Source organism: Cryobacterium sp. M91 (genome assembly GCF_002929615.1).
Taxonomy (GTDB): Bacteria; Actinomycetota; Actinomycetes; order Actinomycetales; family Microbacteriaceae; genus Cryobacterium; species Cryobacterium levicorallinum.
On the sequence record NZ_PJJT01000089.1, the window covers coordinates 107,298 to 126,633 of the forward strand.

Below are 19,336 nucleotides of genomic sequence, written 5' to 3' on the forward strand. Positions count from 1 at the left end.
GTGAAGGTGTCCGGTGATTGACAAAGAAGTCCACGACGCGGGAGAAGCCGTTTCGGGAATCGAAAACGGCGCCACGATCATGATCGGCGGGTTCGGCCCTCCCGGCCAGCCCATCGCGCTGATAGAGGCACTCCTGAACCGCGGGGTCAGCGACCTCGTGGTCATCAACAACAATGCCGGGGCGGGCGGGGACGCCATCTCCCGACTTTTTGGAGCCGGCCGCGTTCGCAAAGTGATCTGCTCCTTCCCCAAAGCAATCGGTTCCACTGTTTTCGATGAACTTTTTCTCGCCGGCAAGATTGAGCTCGAGCTCGTCCCTCAAGGCAACCTCGCCGAACGCATCCGTGCTGCGGGTGCCGGAATCGGAGGTTTCTTCACCAAGACCGGTTATGGCACAGAGCTGGCCGCGGACAAGGAAGTGCGCCTCATCGACGGGGAACACTACGTGTTCGAGACACCCCTGCATGCAGACTTCGCCCTAATCCGGGCATCCCGTGCGGATCGCTGGGGCAACCTCGTCTACCGCAAGACGGCGAGAAATTTTGGCCCCGTGATGGCTGCCGCAGCCAAGGTAACCATTGCCGAAGTCGATCACGTGGTGGCACTCGGCGAACTGGATCCCGAGATCATCGTGACCCCCGGAATCTATGTGGACCGTTTCATAAGCACGGGCTACGCCCCGACCAACCCGAAAGTGACATCATGAGGCTTTCGCGCCACCAAATTGCGGCACGAGTGGCGAAAGACATCCCCGACGGCGCCTATGTGAACCTCGGTATCGGCGTACCGACACTCGTGGCGGATTATCTACCCGAGGACAGGGAGATCATTCTCCACACAGAGAACGGGATGCTGGGAATGGGAGGCGCCGCGCTCCCCGGACAAGAAGATGCGGACCTGACCAACGCGGGAAAGGTCTACGTCACCGAAGAGATCGGCGCGTCGTATTTCCATCATGCCGATTCCTTCGCGATGATGCGTGGAGGACACATCGACTTCTGCGTCATGGGTGCCTATCAAGTGTCGGCGCGGGGCGACCTTGCCAACTGGCGCACGAACTCGACCACGTCCATTCCCGGCGTTGGCGGGGCGATGGACCTGGCAGCGGGAGCGAAACACGTCTACGTCGTGATGGACCTCTTTTCTAAGACCGGCGAGAGCAAACTCGTGCAGAACTGCAGCTACCCGCTCACCGGCGCCGAGTGCGTGGAACGGATATACACGGACGTGGCCGTGTTCGACGTCATTCCTGCCGGCGTTCGGATTCTCGAAATCTTCGATGATCTGGATGCGGGTCAGCTCTCGACGCTGGTGGGATTCACCCTCATCGACGCGACAACGTCCGCAACCGTAAGGAACTGACATGTCAACGAACTTCGACATAGCCCGTGCCTACTGGGATGCCGAAATCACGCGAGATCTCGATGCCATAATGGCCTTCTACCGAGACGATGCAACTTTTGTGACACCGGGTTGGAACCTCCAGGGTCACGACGCCATTCGTGGCTTCTATGCAAACGCGAGCGACCTCTATCCGGGCCTTGAGGTCGCTATCGTGCACGAAACCACATCGGGTGCCGAGTCCGCATTTGAGTGGCAGTCCGTCCTCATCACGTCGGCAGGCATCAGATACCCGCTTCGGGGCATCAACTGCATGACGGTGATCGGCGGCAAGTTCGCCGCCGTCCGGTCGTTCTATGACACGGCGGAACTCACCTCCGCCTGAGCCGGGTTACGTCAGGCGAACGCGCCGCCCTGGCCAGAGTGAGGCAGCCCCTCATCCGGCGGCCGACCGCTAATCGTGCGCGGCCGGTTGGGCTTCCAGCCCGTTGAACGTCAGCTCGACAAGGGCGGAAACGAGCTGTTCGTCCGAGAAGCTCCCCGCACTTCGCGATGGCCAGAAACGAACGTTGTTCATCGCGCCGATCACAAAGCGGGTCAGCAGCCTCGCATCCAGCTGACTGCGAATCTGTCCGCTTTCCTGCGCCGCGGTGATCAGATCACGCACATGCCGTTCAAACTGCAGGCCGCGGTCTTTCGTCAGCGCCTTCCGCTCCCCCGTGAGGTTCCGCGACTCCGTGAAGAAGATGTTGGCGCGTTCAACGTTGGCCAGATACCACACGCTCTGTCGCGTCACGTATTCCAGCAACTCGTCGATCGGATCCAGGCCCAAAGCGGCAACCGCGTCGGCGATGACCATTGACTCCGAGTGCGATTCGTCGAGGATGCGAAACAGGAGCTCTTCTTTGGAGGAGAAATAGTGGTAGAGACTGCCCTTGAGCACACCGACGCGATCGGCGACCTCTTGAATTGAGGTGCCGGAATACCCTTTTTCCGACATGACGGAAATAGCTGCAGCGATGACGTTCCCGTCTCTGTTCCGCCCCTCCGCGGAGGGGCGTTCAGATGGTTTCTTTTTCATGATTACCCATTTCTCAGCCAGGGCTGACTGCGCCGCGATACCTCTAGTCCTTAGAAAGACATACTACCGATTGTTTGGTGTTTAGTCGGTATCTCGAACTTGTTTTTCCATACGATGACAACCAAATGATTGTTTGATAATATGATCCGTGCACCGCGTATCGATCGGGTGAATTGAAACTAACTCAAGGATGAGGCATCACCACATGACAGTCGTCTCAATGCTCGTACGCTCCAGTGTGGCGATCATTACCTTGGACAGTCCCCCCATGAACATGGGCAACAGCCTGTTGCGGCGACACCTGCTCGCAGCGCTGGAACTCGTCGCGACCATGTCCGATGTCCGTGCGGTCGTCCTGGCCAGCGGGCGCGCACATTTTTATGCAGGTTCTGACATCAAGGAATTCGAGAACGCTATAGAGGCACCCCAACTCCCGACCGTCATCGCAGCGCTGGAAGCACTCCCCTGCCCTGTAGTTGCAGCACTCACGGGTTTCGTTCTCGGCGGCGGCCTGGAGGTCGCTCTGGGATGCGACGCCAGAATCTCCGACTCCACGGCGGTGCTGGGCCTCCCAGAGGTGACCCTGGGAATTCTCCCCGGCGCCGGCGGCACCGTCAGGCTCCCTCGCCTTGTGGGAGTCGCGGCGGCGATTGACCTCATCTCATCCGGGCGTCACATCACGGCCAGAGAGGCACTCGGCATGGGGCTGGTCGACAGCATCGTCTCCGCAGAGGCCCTCCTTGATTCAGCAATTTTCGCCGCACGGACCATGGCCTCCAAACGACGGACCCTCGATCTGATCCCTCCCGTTGACCCGCCCGATCTCATTGAGCGTGCCGTTGAAAGAGCCTCCGGCCGGGGCCGCGCTCGCCCCAATATCACCCGGGCGGTCGAACTCACTATTGGCTCGCTCACCCGCGACTCAGCCGAGGCTTTGGCCCTCGAGCGTCAAGCGTTTAACGAGCTGCGATCCGGCACCGAAGCGATCAACCTCCGGTATCTATTCTTCGCCACGAGAGCCGCCGCAAAAGGCCTCCGCACAACTGCGACCGCCGCACAACTGTCACATATCGGAATCGCCGGCGCGGGAACAATGGGCTCCTCGATCGCTCAGGTATGCCGAACGGCGGGCTTCGCGGTCACGCTCTTCGACTCCAACCCAGAGGTACTCGACCGCGCAATGACATCGCTGGCACAGGACCACAGCGACGTAAAAAACAACGGCACCATCACCATGACGTTGAATGTCCAGGATCTGGCCACCGCTGACCTAATCATCGATGCCGTTTTTGAAGACATGCAGGTGAAGAAGGACCTTCTGGGGCTTCTTGAAACCGTTGTTTCGTCCACCGTGGTTCTGGCCAGCAATACGTCGTATCTGAATTTGGATGAAATCTCCCAGAGCCTTCGCTATCCGGAGCGCCTGGCCGGTTTTCATTTCTTCAACCCCGCAGAGAAGAATCCACTCGTCGAAGTCATCCGAACACGCTTCACAAACGACGCCACCGCGTCCACCCTGGCGGATCTTATTCGCAAGCTAGGGAAAACCGGCGTTCCGGCGCGGGTCGGTGAAGGCTTCATCGGTAACCGCATTTACACGGACTACCGAGCGCAGGCAGAATTCCTTGTCGAAGAGGGCGCCACACCTCAGGACGTCGACGCTGCCATGGTGGATCTCGGCCTCCCCATCGGCGTTTTCGCCGTGTCGGATATGTCCGGCCTCGACATCGCCTGGGCGCGAAGAAAACGTCTGAGTAGCTCTCGAAATCCGCTCGAACGTTACGTGACCATCGCCGATTCTCTCTGCGAACAAGGCCATCTGGGCACCAAGACGGGCGAGGGCTGGTACGCCTATCCCGATGGAGCGAAACGGGGAATACCCAGTGAAAACACCGCGAAGGTCATCGCGGAAAGCCGAGCCGCCCAGTGCATCACGCCTCGCCTTTTCACATCGGCCGAGATCCAGCAGCGCATCATCTCCTCCATGCTGGTCGGAGCCGCAGAAGTTCTCGCGAGCGGCGTTGCTCAGCGCGCCAGCGACATCGACGTGGTGATGACAGCAGGTTTCGCATTTCCCAAAGCGCTGGGCGGCCCCATCCGCTTCGCCGCCGCGCAGTCCCCCACCTGGCTGATGGAGGGGCTCGCAGCGTCCTACCAGTCCTGCCCGTTGATCTTCGCCTTGGCCCGGCCTGCGACCACGGGCGTCATGCCCCCAGAAGTTGTCGCCCTGCTGGCCGCAGTGGGCTCTCCCCTCAGCTGACGGCGTTCTCCACTTCCCTGCCTCGGCGCAGATCCAATTTGCGAATCTTGCCGGTGGGAGTCTTCGGCATCACATCGATGACGAAGACATCCTCCGGCACCTTGAACGGTGCAAGCCGGGCCGCCGCCCACGTCAGGAGTTTCGCGCCGGAGACGTTCTCCCCGCGACGCAGCACGACGTACACAACAGGGACTTCGCCGAAGTCGGCATCAGCGCGGGCGACTGCTGCGGCCTCACTCACGGCTGGATGGGACGACAGGACGCGTTCGATCTCACCGGGGTAGATGTTCTGTCCACCGCGAATGATCAACTCCCGCTTTCGGTCGACGATGTGCAATCGTCTTTTCTCATCGAAGAGACCGATATCCCCCGTGAGCAACCATCCATCTTCGACGGGGCGCGGCTCAGCAGTCCCCACATAGTCGCTGAACACGGCTCGACCCCAAACCAGAACTTCGCCGCGGGCGTCTTCACCGGATGGGTCCCGGATCGTGACCCGCACGCCCGGTACGACTGCGCCCGCTGAGAGATAGTCCCCGGTGTTGTTCTCTTTCGTGCCCACGTGGTTCGTACTGACGATCGCGGTGGCCTCCGTCAATCCATAGCCGAAGTAAATATGGGCTCTGGGAAACACCGACCATGCATCGGCTGAGATTTGAGACGGCGACGCAGCGGCGCCGATACCCACCCGCACGTCACCGTCAAAGCGCACGCCGGCTTGATGCAGGCGCGTCACCATGGTGGGGACGAGAGGGATGAATGTGGGCAGGAATTCATTCATTACTTCTTGCAGACGCTCGGGTGAAAAGCGACGAACCAAGCGCAGCGTGGCACCGGTCATCGCCATCATATTAATGCCCTGGTTCAGCGCGTAGGTGTTGAAGACCGGAAGGGTGAGCAGAATGCGATCTTCCTTGCCGATGCCTATCCAACGATAGGTCGCGTCATAGTTGGAGCTGAGGTTTCCCATGGATAGGAGCACGCCCTTGGGACGGCCGGTCGACCCCGATGTCTGCAGGAGGCAGGCGCCAGCGTCAGGGTGAAGAACGGCAGGGGTGGGGATCACGGCGCCCGGCGGCGGCACATCGAACTCCCCCGCGACGACGATGTTTGTTGCGCCGTCAGGAAGCTCTAACGGCGTATCGCTCACGACGATCGTCAGACCGACGAGTGTCACGACTTCGACAACTTCCGGCTCCGTCAACGCCCGATTGAGGGGCATCACGATTCCACCAAGATAGAAAACCGCGTGTTGATAGACGATGAAGTTCGGCGTGCTGTCGATGAACAGGCCCACGCGCGTCCCGATGCCGACAGCGCTCATGAGGCTGGCCGCGACCTGTTGGATCGCGAGGCTGACTTCGCGGTAGCTGTAGGAACGTTCATCGGTGACCAGGCATGCCTTGTCCGGTTGTGAGAAAGCCCAGTCGAGAATCGGCAGAGCCCGGTTCATGCGCGTGCCACCTTCGAGAGCCCAGGTTCGACGGGCCATCCGTCGAACTTACACATAGAAGTCAGGAGTGTTGAAGTACGGGACGGGAACCCCGAAGTCCTCTTCCAGTTCTTTGAGATAGGTGTTGACAGCCTCTATATCGACATGATTCGCGTTGCGCCGCACATCCAGGAACGTACCGTCGTGCTTGAAGCTGGGCCGATATGACGCCCGTAATTCCTTGAGACGAGCTCCATTTTCGCCAGACAATAGTGCCTTCGCGTCTGCTGCCGCAAGCTGAACGAGCTGATCGAAGACCGGGTAGGTGTTGCCCGCGAAGTGCAGCACTCCCGCGCCGTACAGTCCCTCCACGTTGTCGACGAGTGCCCCGAGCAGGAACTTCGGCTGCCCCTCTTCATACTCGAGCATTCCTTCGGGCAGCCAGGGAATGCTGTTGTCGTACCCCGTTGAAAAGACGATGACGTCGATCGCTTCGAAGCTGCCGTCCTCGAATATCACCCCGGTTGGAGTGATCTCCTGAATATTAGGGCGATAGGAGAGCAAGCCGTGCGCCAGAGCGTGCAGTACCTGGAAGTTGGTGATGGGGTGCGTCGCGCCCAATGGGTGATCCGGCGCGGGCAGACCGTAGTTTGTGACGTCACCCACGACAGCGTCCAGGACTTTCTGAATGATTCCCGCTGAATCCAGCCCGACAAGTTCCGCGGGCAGTTTCTCATCGGGGATGTTTCCCTGCAAGAGGTCTCCCACCGGGACGCCGTAGGCGAGCTTGGGGAGGAACCAATATCCCCGACGGGTCGAGAGAACAGCTTTCTCCGCCATGAACGCCGCGTCCGCTGCGATGTCAACGCCGCTATTGCCGGCGCCGACCACCAGCACTTTCTTGCCTCGGAAGACATCGATGTCGTCGTACTCCGAACTGTGCATGATGGTGCCGGTGAACCGTTCGGACCCGGAGAACTTGGGAATGACCGGAACCCACTGACCTCCCGTTGCGCTAACGACGCCTCGGTAGTTTCGAGTCTCACCGGAGCCCAGCGTGACCGACCAGTATCGGCCGACGTCGGTGTCCACTGGCACGGCACTGACAACGTCTGAATCGGTCCGGATAAACGCGGTCAGACCGAATGTATCGGCAAAGCCCCGAACATAGTCACGTATCTGGTGCCACTTGGGATACAAGGGGTAGGTGGCGGGCATGGGGTAGCCGATGAATCCCCCGTAGTCTCGACTAGAGATGAAATGACAGCTCTCGTAGACAGGAGATCCGGGGTTGCTTTTGTCCCAGATTCCGCCGACACGGCTGTGGCGCTCGAGGATTTCAATCTTGAGCCCATAGTTGAGGAATGCGCGGGCGGTGACGAGGCCGGCAGGGCCCGCTCCGACGATCGCAAAGGTGTCAGGCAGTTCGAACGTCATGAGTTTCTCCTCATAGCTGGGGCCCACCACGAAGAGAAGTTATTATGCTCTCACCATTGAGATGTACCAATCGTTTGTATGATTCATATCCTGATGCAGATATTTCAACCTGTCAATCATCTTCTTCCTTAAAACCATTGCGCGAGTCGTTTGAGCTCCTCGTCGGCTTCCGTCGCCCGCCCGGCCAGGATGGGGAAAACATGCTGCATGCCGGCAACCTGGCTGAGCGTTGAATCAACCCCGGCAGCGAGTGCACGTTCATGGAGTCGGCGGGCGTCGTCAAGCAGCGCCTCTCCCAAACCCACGTTGATATAGAGACGGGGGAAACCTGCGAAGTCAGCGTAAAGAGGATTGGCCAACGGATCGTCCGCCGGTGTGATGCCGCCCAGGAACATAGCGACGAGCTCAGGACCCGATGGCCTAGGAACGAGATAGTCCGTCTCACCGCTCGTCCACAGCGACGGGCTCATCAACTCGACATCAACCCACGGAGAGAAGCAGATGATATGCCGCGGACCCGGAATGCCGCGGTCCCTCAGATTGAGCGCAGTCGAAACAGCCACACTGGAGCCTGCCGAGTCACCGCCCAAGGTCAAGTTCTCTGACAGAAAGCCCCTGTCGAGGAGCTCGCAATACGCTGTGGTGAAGTCTTCCATCTGCGCCGGAAACGGGTGCTCGGGGGCTAGCCGATAGTCGAGAAGGAGAACAGTCACGTTCAGTTCTTTCGCGACATGACCGCCAAGCTTACGATGGCTGGCTGCTGAGCCCGCGATGAAGCCACCGCCATGCGCCCAGAGGACCACTTTTCGGAGATCCGCTCCGGCCGGAACTGCCCACACACAGTCGACGCCGCCAACGGTTTCGCTTCGAAAGCAAACATCTTCCGGTTCCATGGTCGGCCGCTGCCACTCTTCAAAAAGTTCCCGAACGGCAGAAAGCGACAACGCCGGTTCGACAGCCATGCGCACGGACCAATCTTTATAGAGATTCGCAAGAAAATGCAGTCCATCGTCCGCTGCCATGTTGTCCTCATATAGCTCATTGTCCGGAGGTGATAAATCAATCGTTTGTTTTACACTAGGCCCCTGCATCCCCACAATGGAAGATGTCGCGGCAGACAAGACTGAACCGAGAAAATCAGAGAACCGCGCGCAAATCCGTCGCTGCCCAAATCACCGTCACCATGCTGCTCCCCAACTTTCAACCTGCGCGAGATCGTGGCCACCATCCGCGACAAAATCAAAATCGACGCAAAAAACGGGTCGGAGGGTCACGCACCGACCGTAAAAATGCGTCGCCGTTGCCTTAACGGGCGCGACACGCGGCCCGGTACTTTGAGTCGACAACTCGGCCGTCGTCACCAAACTCAACCAATGGCGGCACGCACGCCTGAAATCAAATGCGGGGGTCAAACCAACCATCCCGTTACGAGCCGTCCTCGTTCACTTGCTCCTGCACGTTCAACTGGGCGACGGCATCAACTATCACCGCATCACAGAAACCCTCGATGTTCACTTCCGCGCCGAAGAGTTCGCCCTGCTCGGCATACAAAACCACGCCGGTGACCACGACGCGTGGTACCCACGCCTGTGGCGCTCAGCGAATCGCACGATGGCCCGTGTTGTCCGTACCCCGGTCCCCGAAACAAGCGGCTGAAGCCGAAGACCTACGCAAAGTTGCTCGCGAAGCAATCAACGCCAAGGGCCATACGAAAGTCTGAACGCAATCTTGAGCGTCTGGACTGGCTGTGCGAACAACTCCTACACACCAATGTGCGAATGCTTCCGGCCGATGCGACCCTGATTTCGGGAACCGGGCGACCCAACCCCACAGGGCTTATCTGGAAAACCGCGATGCCTACCGTATGAAGCCCAAAGGCCAGCCCAACAAGGACGGTTCTCAATGATTCCTTTACCCGTTCCCGGCACGTACATGGCTATCGACCGTGCCAGTAGCAAAAGAGTCGCCAAACCGACTACACGCTGTCAGCGTCACAATCCCTCTCGACGCCGGAGCACCCGCCGAACGAAACCAAGACCCCAGGCTCGCCGTCAAGCACCTGCAAAAATTTCCCTACAAGTCGCCGGAGCACCGGGAGCACTTCGGCATGCGCAGCCTGGTTGGATCTGCCAACAAAACGATCAAGGCAAAGAACTTCGAAGACCTAGCCAACGTCAGCAAACGCTCAGGCCTCGACTCCAGCACGACTCCCACTGCACGCCGAAACCTTTATCCTGCCCACCGCAGGTATTTTTGCGTTTAACGCGCAGCCGCCGCAGAAGCTCCAGACCGGCCCGATCACATCGTTAAATACCGAAGGCCGGCCGAGTATTTCTACTCAACCGGCCTATTCGCTTGGATTCCATGAAAATGATTTCTCGATTTCCTGAAACATCCGCAGTGCGCGAGAGGGGACTTGAACCCCTACGTCCTTTCGAACACTGGCACCTGAAGCCAGCGCGTCTGCCAATTCCGCCACTCGCGCGAACTTAGGAATGCTAACACTGTGAGGGGGGTCAGCGCCATTCGACGGCGCGCCGCGCGCGCCGCGCGGGCCGTGGGGGCCAGATCGGGCGTGATCACGCCCGATATCGGTGGCCGCTACGGTAATTACCGGAGCAAGCACTCACATCGGGCGCACTCCCAACGGATGCCGCCGCTCGACTGCACCTACAAGATCCGCCCGCCCAGCCCCCACCGCATCCGCACGCCCGCGCGCACCGCATCCGCTCCAAAAAAGTCCAAAGGAATGCCCATAATGGGCCACGAATTCGGTCCAGGACCCTCCGCAGGTAGTATGACTGTTCGTGCCGTTTGCGCCTCAAAGGCGGGTTGTCACCCGAGACAAGTAACATGCTCATAGCCAAACGGACCGGATCGGGAGACCTGTGGGCATACTGGATAACTTTGAAAAGGGATTGGAGCGCGCCGTCAACGGAGCGTTCGCCAAGACCTTTCGATCGGGCTTGCAGCCGGTGGAAATTACCTCCGCGCTGCGTCGTGAGCTCGACACCAAAGCCGCGGTTGTCGCGCGGGATCGCATTCTCGCGCCCAATCGGTTCACCGTGCGCATGTCCCACACCGATTACGCGCGCATGAGCGCGCTCGGCGTGACCCTTATCGATGAGCTCACCGCCCTGCTGCAAAAACACGGCACCGAGCAGCGCTACCAGTTCACCGGCGGCATTGTTATCACCCTGCAAGACGACGGCAGCCTCAGCGAGGGTCTGGTGCAGATCGACTCCAGCACGGTAGCGACCAGTGTCGCCTGGACGCCGGTGCTCGACATCAACGGTACCCGGCATCCGCTGGTCAAGGCCCGCACCGTGATCGGTCGCGGCTCCGACGCCGACATCACCATCGACGACACCGGCACCTCACGCCGTCACGTGGAGATTATCTGGGACGGCGCCCGAGCCCAGGTGCGCGACCTCGGCTCCACCAACGGTTCCCAGCTCAACGGTGCCACGGTCAGCCAGGCCATCCTCGAACCCGATTCGATCGTCACCATCGGCCGCACCCGCATCGTCTTCCGCGTGCTCGCGCAGGCCTCCAACGAGACTCCGCGCGCGGCCGCACCGACCGACCCCGCCACCGAACGCCACGACATGGGCGGATTCTGGGGGCCGAACGCATGAACGTGAGCGAACTGACCCTGCTGGTGCTGCGCATCGGCTTCCTTCTCCTGCTCTGGATGTTCATCTTCGGCATCGTCTACGCGCTGCGCAGCGACCTGTTCGGCCAGCGCGTACGCCGCCTGAAAACGGATGCCGCCGCACCGACCTCCGCCGCAGCCTTCCCCGCCGCTGCCGCTGCCGCTCCCGTTGCAGCCCCCGCACCAACCCCAGCACCGGCCCCGATCGCGCGGGCCAGCCCGGCCGCCGACGGTGCACTCGCCACCGCCCAGAACACCACGCGCCTCGTCATCACGAGCGGCCCGAAGTCCGGCACCGAGTTTCCGCTCAGCACCGAAACCATCACGATCGGCCGCTCGGCCGACTCGAGCCTGGTCATCCGCGATGATTACACCTCAACCCACCATGCCCGACTCATGCTCTGGAATGACGAGTGGATGCTGCAAGACCTCGATTCCACCAATGGCACCTTCCTGGCCGGCACCCGCGTCACCGTGCCGACTAAAATTCCCCTGAACGCCACCGTGAAGATCGGCGCCACCAGCTTCGAGCTTCGGCGGTAAGTCATGGCGACGGTAAGTCACAGCGCAGCCACGTCCCACGTCGGCAAGGTTCGCTCCAATAACCAGGACTCCGGTTACGCCGGACGCACCCTGTTCGTGGTCGCCGACGGCATGGGCGGCCACGCCGGCGGAGACGTCGCGTCGTCGATCGCCACGAAACGCATCATCGAGGCCGACAAGCCCTATGCGAGTGCCCAAGACGCCGAATTCGCCCTGCAGGCCGCCCTGATCGGCGCCAACGCCCAGCTGGCCGAAACCGTGTTCGAGCATGCCGAACTCACCGGCATGGGCACGACCGTCAGCGCCATCGTGGTGCTCGAGAACGAGGTCGCGATCGCCCACATCGGCGACTCGCGCATCTATCTGCTGCGCGACAACGAACTCTCCCAGATCACCATCGACCATACCTTCGTGCAGCGGCTGGTTGACAGCGGTCGCATCACCGAGGCCGAAGCCATGGTGCATCCACGCCGCTCCGTGCTCATGCGTGTGCTCGGTGACGTCGAGGCGAGTCCCGAAATCGACACGTCGATCCTGGCCACGATCGACGGCGACCGCTGGCTGCTGTGCTCCGATGGTCTCACCGGTGTCGTCTCGCACACCGGCATAGCCTCCGCCCTGGCCAGTGGCGCCAACGCGCAGGATGTCGCCGACCTGCTCGTGAAGGAAAGCCTCGACGGCGGCGCCCCAGACAACGTCACCGTCGTCATCGTTGACATTGGCGCGGGCGACGGCAGCACGCGCACAGACAGTCCCGTCGTTGTCGGGTCGGCGGCCAATCCGCTCGCCTTCGGTGAGGAACCCGGCCGCAACCGCGCGCTGCGCATCCCGGCCCTGCGGCTGCACCCGGTACGCGAGACGCACTTCGAGCCCGATTCCCAGGACTACCTCTCCGAACTGATCGAAGAGGATGCCCGCCGCGCGCGCCGCCGCAAGGCCACCTGGCTGTTCGGCGTTATTCTGCTCGTACTCGCGATCGTCGGCACCAGCATCCTGAGCTACCAGTGGACCCAAACCCGCTATTTCGTCGGCTCCGAGGGTTCGACCGTCGCGATCTACCAGGGCGTGCAGCAGGATATCGGCCCGCTCAAGCTGTCCAGTGTGTACGAGGCCACCGACATCAACCTGTCCGATTTGCGCGTCTACGACCGCCAGCAGGTCGAGCAGACCATCAGTGCCGGCTCCCTCGCGGATGCGCAGGCCATCGTCGAACGGCTGAAGGGTGCGGTCGTTGAGTAAAGCATCCGCTCTGCAAGCGCGTCAGGGAACCGAGCCGGTGCGTCGTCTGCACCTGCCGCAGAAACTGCGCAACCTCGAACTGTTCCTGCTGCTGATCGCCTGCTTCATCAACGCGAGCGCGGTCGTGCTCGTGCAGCTTGGCGCTCTCGGCGATCTCGACCCGACCCTGGTGCTGCTCGGAACCGGCCTGTCGGTTCTGGTCATCAGCCTGCACGTGGTGCTGCGATTTGTCGCTCGCGACGCCGATCCCTTCATTTTGCCGATCGCCACGGTGCTCAATGGCATCGGCATCGCCATGATCTACCGCATCGACATCGCCGACCAGGACAGCGGCTGGGCGAGCGCCGCAGTGCGCCAGACGGTGTGGAGCGCCCTGGCCATTTTCAGCGCGATCGTCGTGCTGCTCGTGATCCGCAATCACAGGGTGCTGTTTCGTTACACCTACATTTTCGGTCTCGTCGGTGTGGTGTTGCTCTTTCTGCCGCTCGTGCCCGGCCTGGGTAAAGAAATCAGCGGCGCTCGGGTCTGGATCGGCTTTGGCAGTTTCGGCACGTTCCAGCCCGGTGAGATCGCAAAGATCGCCCTCGCCGTGTTCTTTGCCGGCTACCTCGTGCGCAACCGCGACAGTCTCTCCATGGTCGGTAAGAAGTTTCTGGGCGCGCGCTTTCCGCGCTTGCGCGACCTCGGTCCGATTCTCGTGGTGTGGGCCCTGTCGATGTCGGTCATCATCTTCCAGCGCGACCTCGGAACCGCCCTGCTCTACTTCGGTCTGTTCCTCGTCATGCTCTACCTCGCGACCGGGCGGGCGAGCTGGGTCATCATGGGCATGGGCCTGTTCCTCGGCGGCGCCCTGCTGGCCAGCCAGACCCTGAACTACGTCAACGGCCGGTTCACCAACTGGCTCGATGCGCTCAACCCCAAAGTCTATGAAGCCGAGGGCGGCAGCTTTCAGCTCGTGCAAGGCCTGTTCGGCCTCGCCAAAGGCGGCCTGCTCGGCACTGGCTGGGGCCAGGGACGGCCCGAACTGACCCCGGTACCGCAGAGTGACTACATCATTGCGAGCCTCGGCGAGGAGCTCGGGCTCGCCGGAATCTTCGCCATCCTCGCCCTGTACCTGCTATTCGTGGCCCGCGGATTCCGCATCGGCTTCGCCGGTCAGGATGATTTCGGCAAGCTTCTCGCCGTCGGCCTGGCCTTCGTTGTGGCGCTGCAGTGCTTCATCGTCATCGGCGGCGTCACCCGGGTGATTCCCCTCACCGGCCTGACCACGCCGTTCCTGGCCGCCGGCGGCTCCTCGCTCGTGGCCAACTGGATTATCGTGGCCCTGTTGCTGCGGCTCTCCGACACAGTGCGCAATCAACCCAGGCTGGTGGTCTAGTGAACCGCGAACTCAAGCGCGTCAGCATCGTCGTGATGCTGATGTTCATCGCCCTGCTCAGCTCCACGTCGATCGTGCAGGCCTTTCAGGCCGACAATCTGTCGGCCGACCCGCGCAACACCCGCACGCTGTACGACAGCTACCAGGTCGAGCGCGGCGCCATCCTCGTGGCCGGCGACCCGATCGCCCAGTCCATGCCAGCCGACGACGACTACAAATTTCTCCGCACCTATACCAACCCCGAGTTGTACGCGCCGATCACCGGATACATTCCGATCAACGGCGAACCGACCGGCCTCGAGTTCGCCCTCAACGCCGAACTCACCGGAACCTCCAACTCGCAGTTCTTTGACAAGATCAGCGCCCTAGTCACCGGCCAAGACCCGAAGGGCGCAGCCGTCGAGGTCACGATCGATCCAATAGCCCAGCAGGCCGCCTGGGATGCCCTCGGCGATTACACCGGATCGGTCGTCGTGACCGAACCGACGACCGGCCGCATCCTGGCGATGGTCTCCAAGCCGAGTTTCAACCCGAACCTACTCACCGTGCACAACAACGCCGAGGTCACCGCGAGCTACGAGGCCCTGCTGGCCGACGAGAACGACCCGCTGATCAACCGGGCGATCAATTCGCTCAACCCGCCCGGGTCGATCTTCAAACTCGTCGTGACGACGGCCGCCTTGGAGTCGGGCGACTACACGCCGGAGAGCACCTTTCCGAACCCGGCCGTGTACACCGCGCCGGGCACCACGAGCAAGATTGAAAACTCCAGCGGGTCAACCTGCGGTGCTGGTGAGACGGTCACCCTCGCCACAGCACTGCGTTTGTCCTGCAATATCCCGTTCGCCGAATTGGGCGTCGCGCTCGGCGACACGGCCATTCGGGAGACCGCCGAGAAGTTCGGCTTCAACAGCAGCTTCAGCATTCCCCTGAGCGTGACCGAGAGCGTGTACCCCGACGGGCTCGACGATCCGCAGACCGCACAGTCAGCCTTCGGTCAGTACGACGTGCGGGCGAACCCGCTGCAAATGGCCCTGGTCAGCGGCGCCATCGCCAACGGGGGTGTCGTGATGCAACCCAACCTGGTGCAGGAGATCCTCGCACCCAATCTCAGCGCCATCCAAACCTTCAAACCGGCAGAACTTGGGCGGGTGATGAGCGAAAAAACAGCCGCAACACTGAGCGCGATGATGATCAATGGCGTTCAGGATGGTGCCGCGAGCAATGCAAGAATAGACGGGGTCGAAGTGGCGGGGAAAACCGGCACGGCGCAGAACGGGTCAACCGATCCGTTCACACTCTGGTTCACCGGTTTCGCACCGGCGGACGACCCACAATTTGCCATCACCGTTCTGATCGAGGACGGCGGAGGAGAAGGACAAACCGGGTTCGGCAACAAACTTGCCGCACCTGTCGCACAGAAAGTACTAGAGGCGGTGCTTAACAAATGAGACCCACAGCAGGCCTCACCTTCGGGGGACGATACGAGCTGCAGTCGCGCATTGCGATTGGCGGCATGGGGGAGGTGTGGAAGTCCACCGACCTCGTAATCGGTCGAAGCGTCGCCATCAAAATTTTGAAGGACGAGTATCTCGGCGACCCCGGTTTCCTCGAGCGCTTTCGCGCTGAGGCCCGCCACGCGGCCCTGGTCAACCACGAAGGCATCGCGAATGTCTTCGACTACGGCGAAGAAGACGGCAGCGCCTTCCTGGTCATGGAACTAGTGCCCGGCGAAGCTCTGTCGACCATTCTCGAGCGCGAGCACGTTCTGCCGACCGACAAGGTGCTCGACATTGTCGCGCAGACCTCGACCGCGCTGCACGCCGCCCACGCCGCCGGTCTCGTGCACCGCGACATCAAGCCCGGAAACCTGCTCATCACGCCGGAGGGCCGGGTCAAGATCACCGACTTCGGCATCGCCCGCATCGCCGACCAGGTTCCGCTCACCGCGACCGGCCAGGTTATGGGCACCGTGCAGTACCTCTCACCGGAACAGGCGAGCGGCCACCCCGCATCGCCAACCACCGACATCTACTCGATCGGCATCGTCGCGTACGAGTCGCTGGCCGGACGTCGTCCGTTCACGGGTGAGTCGCAGGTCGCGATTGCCATGGCTCAGATCAACGAGATAGCGCCCGACCTGCCGGTGACCGTGTCCGAACCGGTACGCAATCTGGTCTTCGCCTGCCTGGCGAAGAACCCTGCCGACCGGCCGGCGTCTGCTGCCCACCTGGCGCGCGCGGCATCCGCTTTGCGTCGCGGTGACGTCGCTGCAGCCGCGGTGGCCGTGCCGTCCGTTCTGGGCGGCCTCTCGGCCACGAGCGCCACCATGCTCATGCCCGGTGCCGGCTCCGACCAGGCCACGACCGTTCTGCCGGCCACCGGTGCGCCCATCACGCGGGCCTCCGCGGCCGCTGCCGAAGCGGAGAAGAAGAAACGCAGTCCGTGGACCTGGCCGCTGATCGCCCTCGTCGCGCTGCTGGTGATCGTGCTCACCGGAACGCTCATCGCCCTGTTCACGCAGAACAACGAGACCCCGGCACCGGCCCAGACCACGTCAGCGCCACCCTCATCAACCCCGTCGGCTACACCATCGGCGACCCCGTCGCCGACGCCGTCGCCCACCAATGCGAACACGTCGGTCAATCCGGAAGATTTCGTGGGTAAGCCCAGCGCCGATGCCGCCGCCCTTCTCGTTGAGATGGGATTCGTGGCTGACGTCCAACCCGGAAATGCGGCCGGGTCTGAGGAAGAAGTTGACACGGTGTACGGAGTCAACCCCCGGGGGCCGGTTCCGGCCGGGACGACCGTGACCCTGACTGTCTACGGCGCGTTCCCCACGCCGAGCACACCGACGTCAGCCCCGACGGCGACGCCTTCGCCCGTCGCTGCCGCGGGCACTGTCACGGTGAACTGGAACGCCCAGACCTGCCCGGCCGGCCAGACTTTGGCTGGCTATGAGATCGCAACGGAGGGCGGTGCCGCCATCATCACCTCGGCCAACCCCACCACCGCTGAAACGACGACGGCCACGATCACCGCCGGAACAGAGAATTTCAAGGTCAAGTTCCGCTATTTCTGTGGCCAGGTTAGCTCTGAGTTTTCCCCAACGGCAGACGTGAGCGTAACTGGCGACCCCGCTGTCGGGGAGTAATTCCCCAATGCCGTGCGGTAAAGTAGCGCTCACTGTGCCTAACCCGGGCATCCGTTTTATTGTGGGGGAGTGCGCTCGTGCCTGACTCTGGCCGTTTGATCGCGGGCCGCTATCGTGTCGGGGCGCTCCTGGGCCGTGGCGGCATGTCCGACGTACATGTAGGCACCGATTCCCGGCTCGGTCGCACGGTGGCCATCAAGCTACTCAAGTCGAGCCTGGCCTCCGACCCGGCCTTTCGCACCCGGTTTCGGCAAGAGGCCCAGGCCGCAGCTCGCATGGCCCACCCGACCATCGTGCGGGTGTTCGATGCCGGCGAGGAGACCGTCACCGACGATGCCGGACACGATTCCCAGGTTCCGTTCATCGTCATGGAACACGTCGACGGTCGGCTGCTCAAGGACATCATTCGTGAGGGCCCGATCGAAGCGACCGAGGCCGTACGCATCATCGATGGGGTCCTGACCGCGCTGGAATACTCGCATCGCGCCGGTGTGGTGCACCGCGACATCAAGCCCGGCAACATCATGATCACCAAGTCCGGACAGGTCAAGGTGATGGATTTCGGCATCGCCCGTGCCATCTCCGACTCGGCCACGACCGTCGCGCAGACCACCGCCATCCTCGGTACCGCCGCCTATTTCTCGCCGGAGCAGGCCAAGGGTGAGTCCGTCGATGCGCGCACCGATCTGTATTCCACGGGCGTGGTGCTGTTCGAGATGCTCACGGGGCGGCCGCCGTTCCGCGGTGACACGCCCGTGGCCGTCGCCTACCAACACGTCAGCGAACTGCCGGCGAAACCCTCAGCGCTCAATCCCAAGGTGTCGCCGGCCCTGGACTCGGTCGTGCTGCATGCCCTGGCCAAGGACCGCTTCGCCCGCTATCAAAGCGCCGTCGAGTTTCGCAATGATGTCGAGACCGCCGGATCCGGCCAGATTCCCGTTCACCGGGCCGGCGACGAGGTTGGTGCCGGCCTGTTCGGGGCTGCGCCCACGGCGATCACCGGTTCGGCGCTGGCCCTCAAACAGTTGTCCGAAGACCAGACGATGGTGCGCACCCAGCGTCGCCCCCCGGTGATCTGGGTCTGGGCCGGAATCGTCTGCGTCGTGGTCATCGTCGTCGCGGTCATGATCTGGGTGGCCAATCTGCAGCCTTCAGTGGAACTGCCCGACAGTTCGCGCCAGATTCCCGCACTCACCGGGCAAACCTATGACGACGCCCAAAATACTCTCCTCGACCTCGACCTCGCGGCCACGCGTGCCGAAGAGTCGAGCACGACAGTGCCGGCCGACCAGGTTATTCGCACGGATCCTCCGGCCGATACCATCGTCAATCCCTCCGACGTGATCAAGGTCTTCGTCTCTACCGGTCCGGTGCCCGTCGCGGTTCCCGATGTCACCAATCAGCCCATAACGGATGCCCAGGCCGCGATCGAAGCGCTCGGTTTCGTTTCCGGGTCGGTCACCACCGAAAACTCCCCGACCGTGGCGGCCGATATCGTTCTGCGCACCGATCCGCCCGCGACGTCTTCCGAATTCGCCGGCGATACCATCAACTACATCGTGTCGAGCGGCCTGGTCACCCTCGGAGACCTCACCGGCCAGTCTCTGGTTGCCGCGATCGATCTGGTCAGCGCCGACGGACTCACGCCGAGTTCCAAGCCTGATTACACCTGTGACCAGGAGTCCGGCTCCCCGATTAAAGCGCAGTCACTGGCCCCCGGAGACGTCCCCCAGCGCTCCGAGATCGAGCTGACCTACTGCGCCCGCTCCTAGCCGCACCGCCCTGTCTGCACCGGGCCCGGTTCCCACCCACAGCC

At 62.0% G+C, this 19,336-nt stretch carries 16 protein-coding genes and 1 tRNA gene; 11 read left to right on the top strand and 6 right to left on the bottom strand.

The window, feature by feature from the left end:
- Nucleotides 1-13 precede the first annotated feature (13 nt).
- The 3 genes from CXY80_RS14940 to CXY80_RS14950 are packed head-to-tail and all read left to right on the top strand — an operon-like array spanning nt 14 to nt 1,726.
- Nucleotides 14-706 carry a 3-oxoacid CoA-transferase subunit A gene (locus CXY80_RS14940; protein WP_092448041.1) on the top strand — a complete coding sequence of 231 codons (693 nt, stop codon included), beginning with the start codon at nt 14-16 and terminating at the stop codon, nt 704-706.
- Nucleotides 703-1,362, top strand: a complete 660-nt coding sequence (locus tag CXY80_RS14945) for a 3-oxoacid CoA-transferase subunit B (RefSeq protein ID WP_198415574.1) — start codon at nt 703-705, stop codon at nt 1,360-1,362. The genes CXY80_RS14940 and CXY80_RS14945 overlap by 4 nt, the downstream gene beginning before the upstream one ends.
- Before the next feature lies 1 nt (nt 1,363).
- Nucleotides 1,364-1,726 carry a nuclear transport factor 2 family protein gene (locus CXY80_RS14950; protein WP_092448039.1) on the top strand — a complete coding sequence of 121 codons (363 nt, stop codon included), beginning with the start codon at nt 1,364-1,366 and terminating at the stop codon, nt 1,724-1,726.
- Between the two features lie 69 nt (nt 1,727-1,795).
- On the opposite strand, the gene CXY80_RS14955 is transcribed toward CXY80_RS14950, so the two are convergent.
- Nucleotides 1,796-2,422, bottom strand: coding sequence for a TetR/AcrR family transcriptional regulator (locus CXY80_RS14955; RefSeq protein WP_092448038.1), 627 nt, complete (start codon nt 2,420-2,422; stop codon nt 1,796-1,798).
- Between the two features lie 220 nt (nt 2,423-2,642).
- On the opposite strand from CXY80_RS14955, the gene CXY80_RS14960 reads away from it, so the two are divergent.
- A complete protein-coding gene (locus tag CXY80_RS14960) occupies nt 2,643-4,682 on the top strand; it encodes a 3-hydroxyacyl-CoA dehydrogenase NAD-binding domain-containing protein (RefSeq protein ID WP_255411860.1) in 2,040 nt (679 codons plus the stop codon).
- On the opposite strand, the gene CXY80_RS14965 is transcribed toward CXY80_RS14960, so the two are convergent.
- From CXY80_RS14965 to CXY80_RS14980, 5 genes are all read right to left on the bottom strand, one after another.
- The gene (locus CXY80_RS14965; protein ID WP_092448036.1) at nt 4,675-6,174 is read right to left on the bottom strand and encodes a class I adenylate-forming enzyme family protein; all 1,500 of its coding nucleotides are present in this window, start codon (nt 6,172-6,174) and stop codon (nt 4,675-4,677) included. The two genes, CXY80_RS14960 and CXY80_RS14965, sit on opposite strands and share 8 nt — an antisense overlap.
- 9 nt (nt 6,175-6,183) lie before the next feature.
- A complete protein-coding gene (locus CXY80_RS14970) occupies nt 6,184-7,551 on the bottom strand; it encodes an NAD(P)/FAD-dependent oxidoreductase (RefSeq protein ID WP_092448035.1) in 1,368 nt (455 codons plus the stop codon).
- A 128-nt stretch (nt 7,552-7,679) separates the two neighbouring features.
- Nucleotides 7,680-8,672 carry an alpha/beta hydrolase gene (locus CXY80_RS14975; protein WP_199182280.1) on the bottom strand — a complete coding sequence of 331 codons (993 nt, stop codon included), beginning with the start codon at nt 8,670-8,672 and terminating at the stop codon, nt 7,680-7,682.
- A 304-nt stretch (nt 8,673-8,976) separates the two neighbouring features.
- A complete protein-coding gene (locus CXY80_RS19565; RefSeq protein WP_158251675.1) occupies nt 8,977-9,120 on the bottom strand; it encodes a hypothetical protein in 144 nt (47 codons plus the stop codon).
- Nucleotides 9,121-9,952: 832 nt separating this feature from the next.
- A tRNA-Leu gene (locus CXY80_RS14980) sits at nt 9,953-10,036 on the bottom strand.
- Between the two features lie 403 nt (nt 10,037-10,439).
- Here CXY80_RS14980 and CXY80_RS14985 point away from each other — a divergent pair.
- The 7 genes from CXY80_RS14985 (at nt 10,440) to pknB (ending at nt 19,292) form a co-directional block, all read left to right on the top strand.
- On the top strand, nt 10,440-11,189 hold the full coding sequence (locus tag CXY80_RS14985) for a DUF3662 and FHA domain-containing protein (RefSeq protein WP_092448033.1): 750 nt from the start codon (nt 10,440-10,442) through the stop codon (nt 11,187-11,189).
- A gap of 2 nt (nt 11,190-11,191) precedes the next feature.
- Entirely contained in the window at nt 11,192-11,749 is a 558-nt protein-coding gene (locus tag CXY80_RS14990) for an FHA domain-containing protein (protein ID WP_104133011.1), read from the top strand.
- 3 nt (nt 11,750-11,752) lie between these two features.
- Nucleotides 11,753-12,988, top strand: a complete 1,236-nt coding sequence (locus CXY80_RS14995) for a PP2C family serine/threonine-protein phosphatase (RefSeq protein ID WP_092448032.1) — start codon at nt 11,753-11,755, stop codon at nt 12,986-12,988.
- Entirely contained in the window at nt 12,981-14,366 is a 1,386-nt protein-coding gene (locus CXY80_RS15000) for an FtsW/RodA/SpoVE family cell cycle protein (RefSeq protein ID WP_233195407.1), read from the top strand. Before CXY80_RS14995 ends, CXY80_RS15000 begins: the two co-directional genes overlap by 8 nt.
- The gene (locus tag CXY80_RS15005; protein ID WP_092448031.1) at nt 14,366-15,817 is read left to right on the top strand and encodes a penicillin-binding protein 2; all 1,452 of its coding nucleotides are present in this window, start codon (nt 14,366-14,368) and stop codon (nt 15,815-15,817) included. Before CXY80_RS15000 ends, CXY80_RS15005 begins: the two co-directional genes overlap by 1 nt.
- Entirely contained in the window at nt 15,814-17,520 is a 1,707-nt protein-coding gene (locus CXY80_RS15010) for a protein kinase (RefSeq protein ID WP_104132956.1), read from the top strand. The genes CXY80_RS15005 and CXY80_RS15010 overlap by 4 nt, the downstream gene beginning before the upstream one ends.
- A 77-nt stretch (nt 17,521-17,597) precedes the next feature.
- On the top strand, nt 17,598-19,292 hold the full coding sequence (gene pknB / locus CXY80_RS15015) for a Stk1 family PASTA domain-containing Ser/Thr kinase (RefSeq protein WP_104132957.1): 1,695 nt from the start codon (nt 17,598-17,600) through the stop codon (nt 19,290-19,292).
- Nucleotides 19,293-19,336 lie beyond the last annotated feature (44 nt).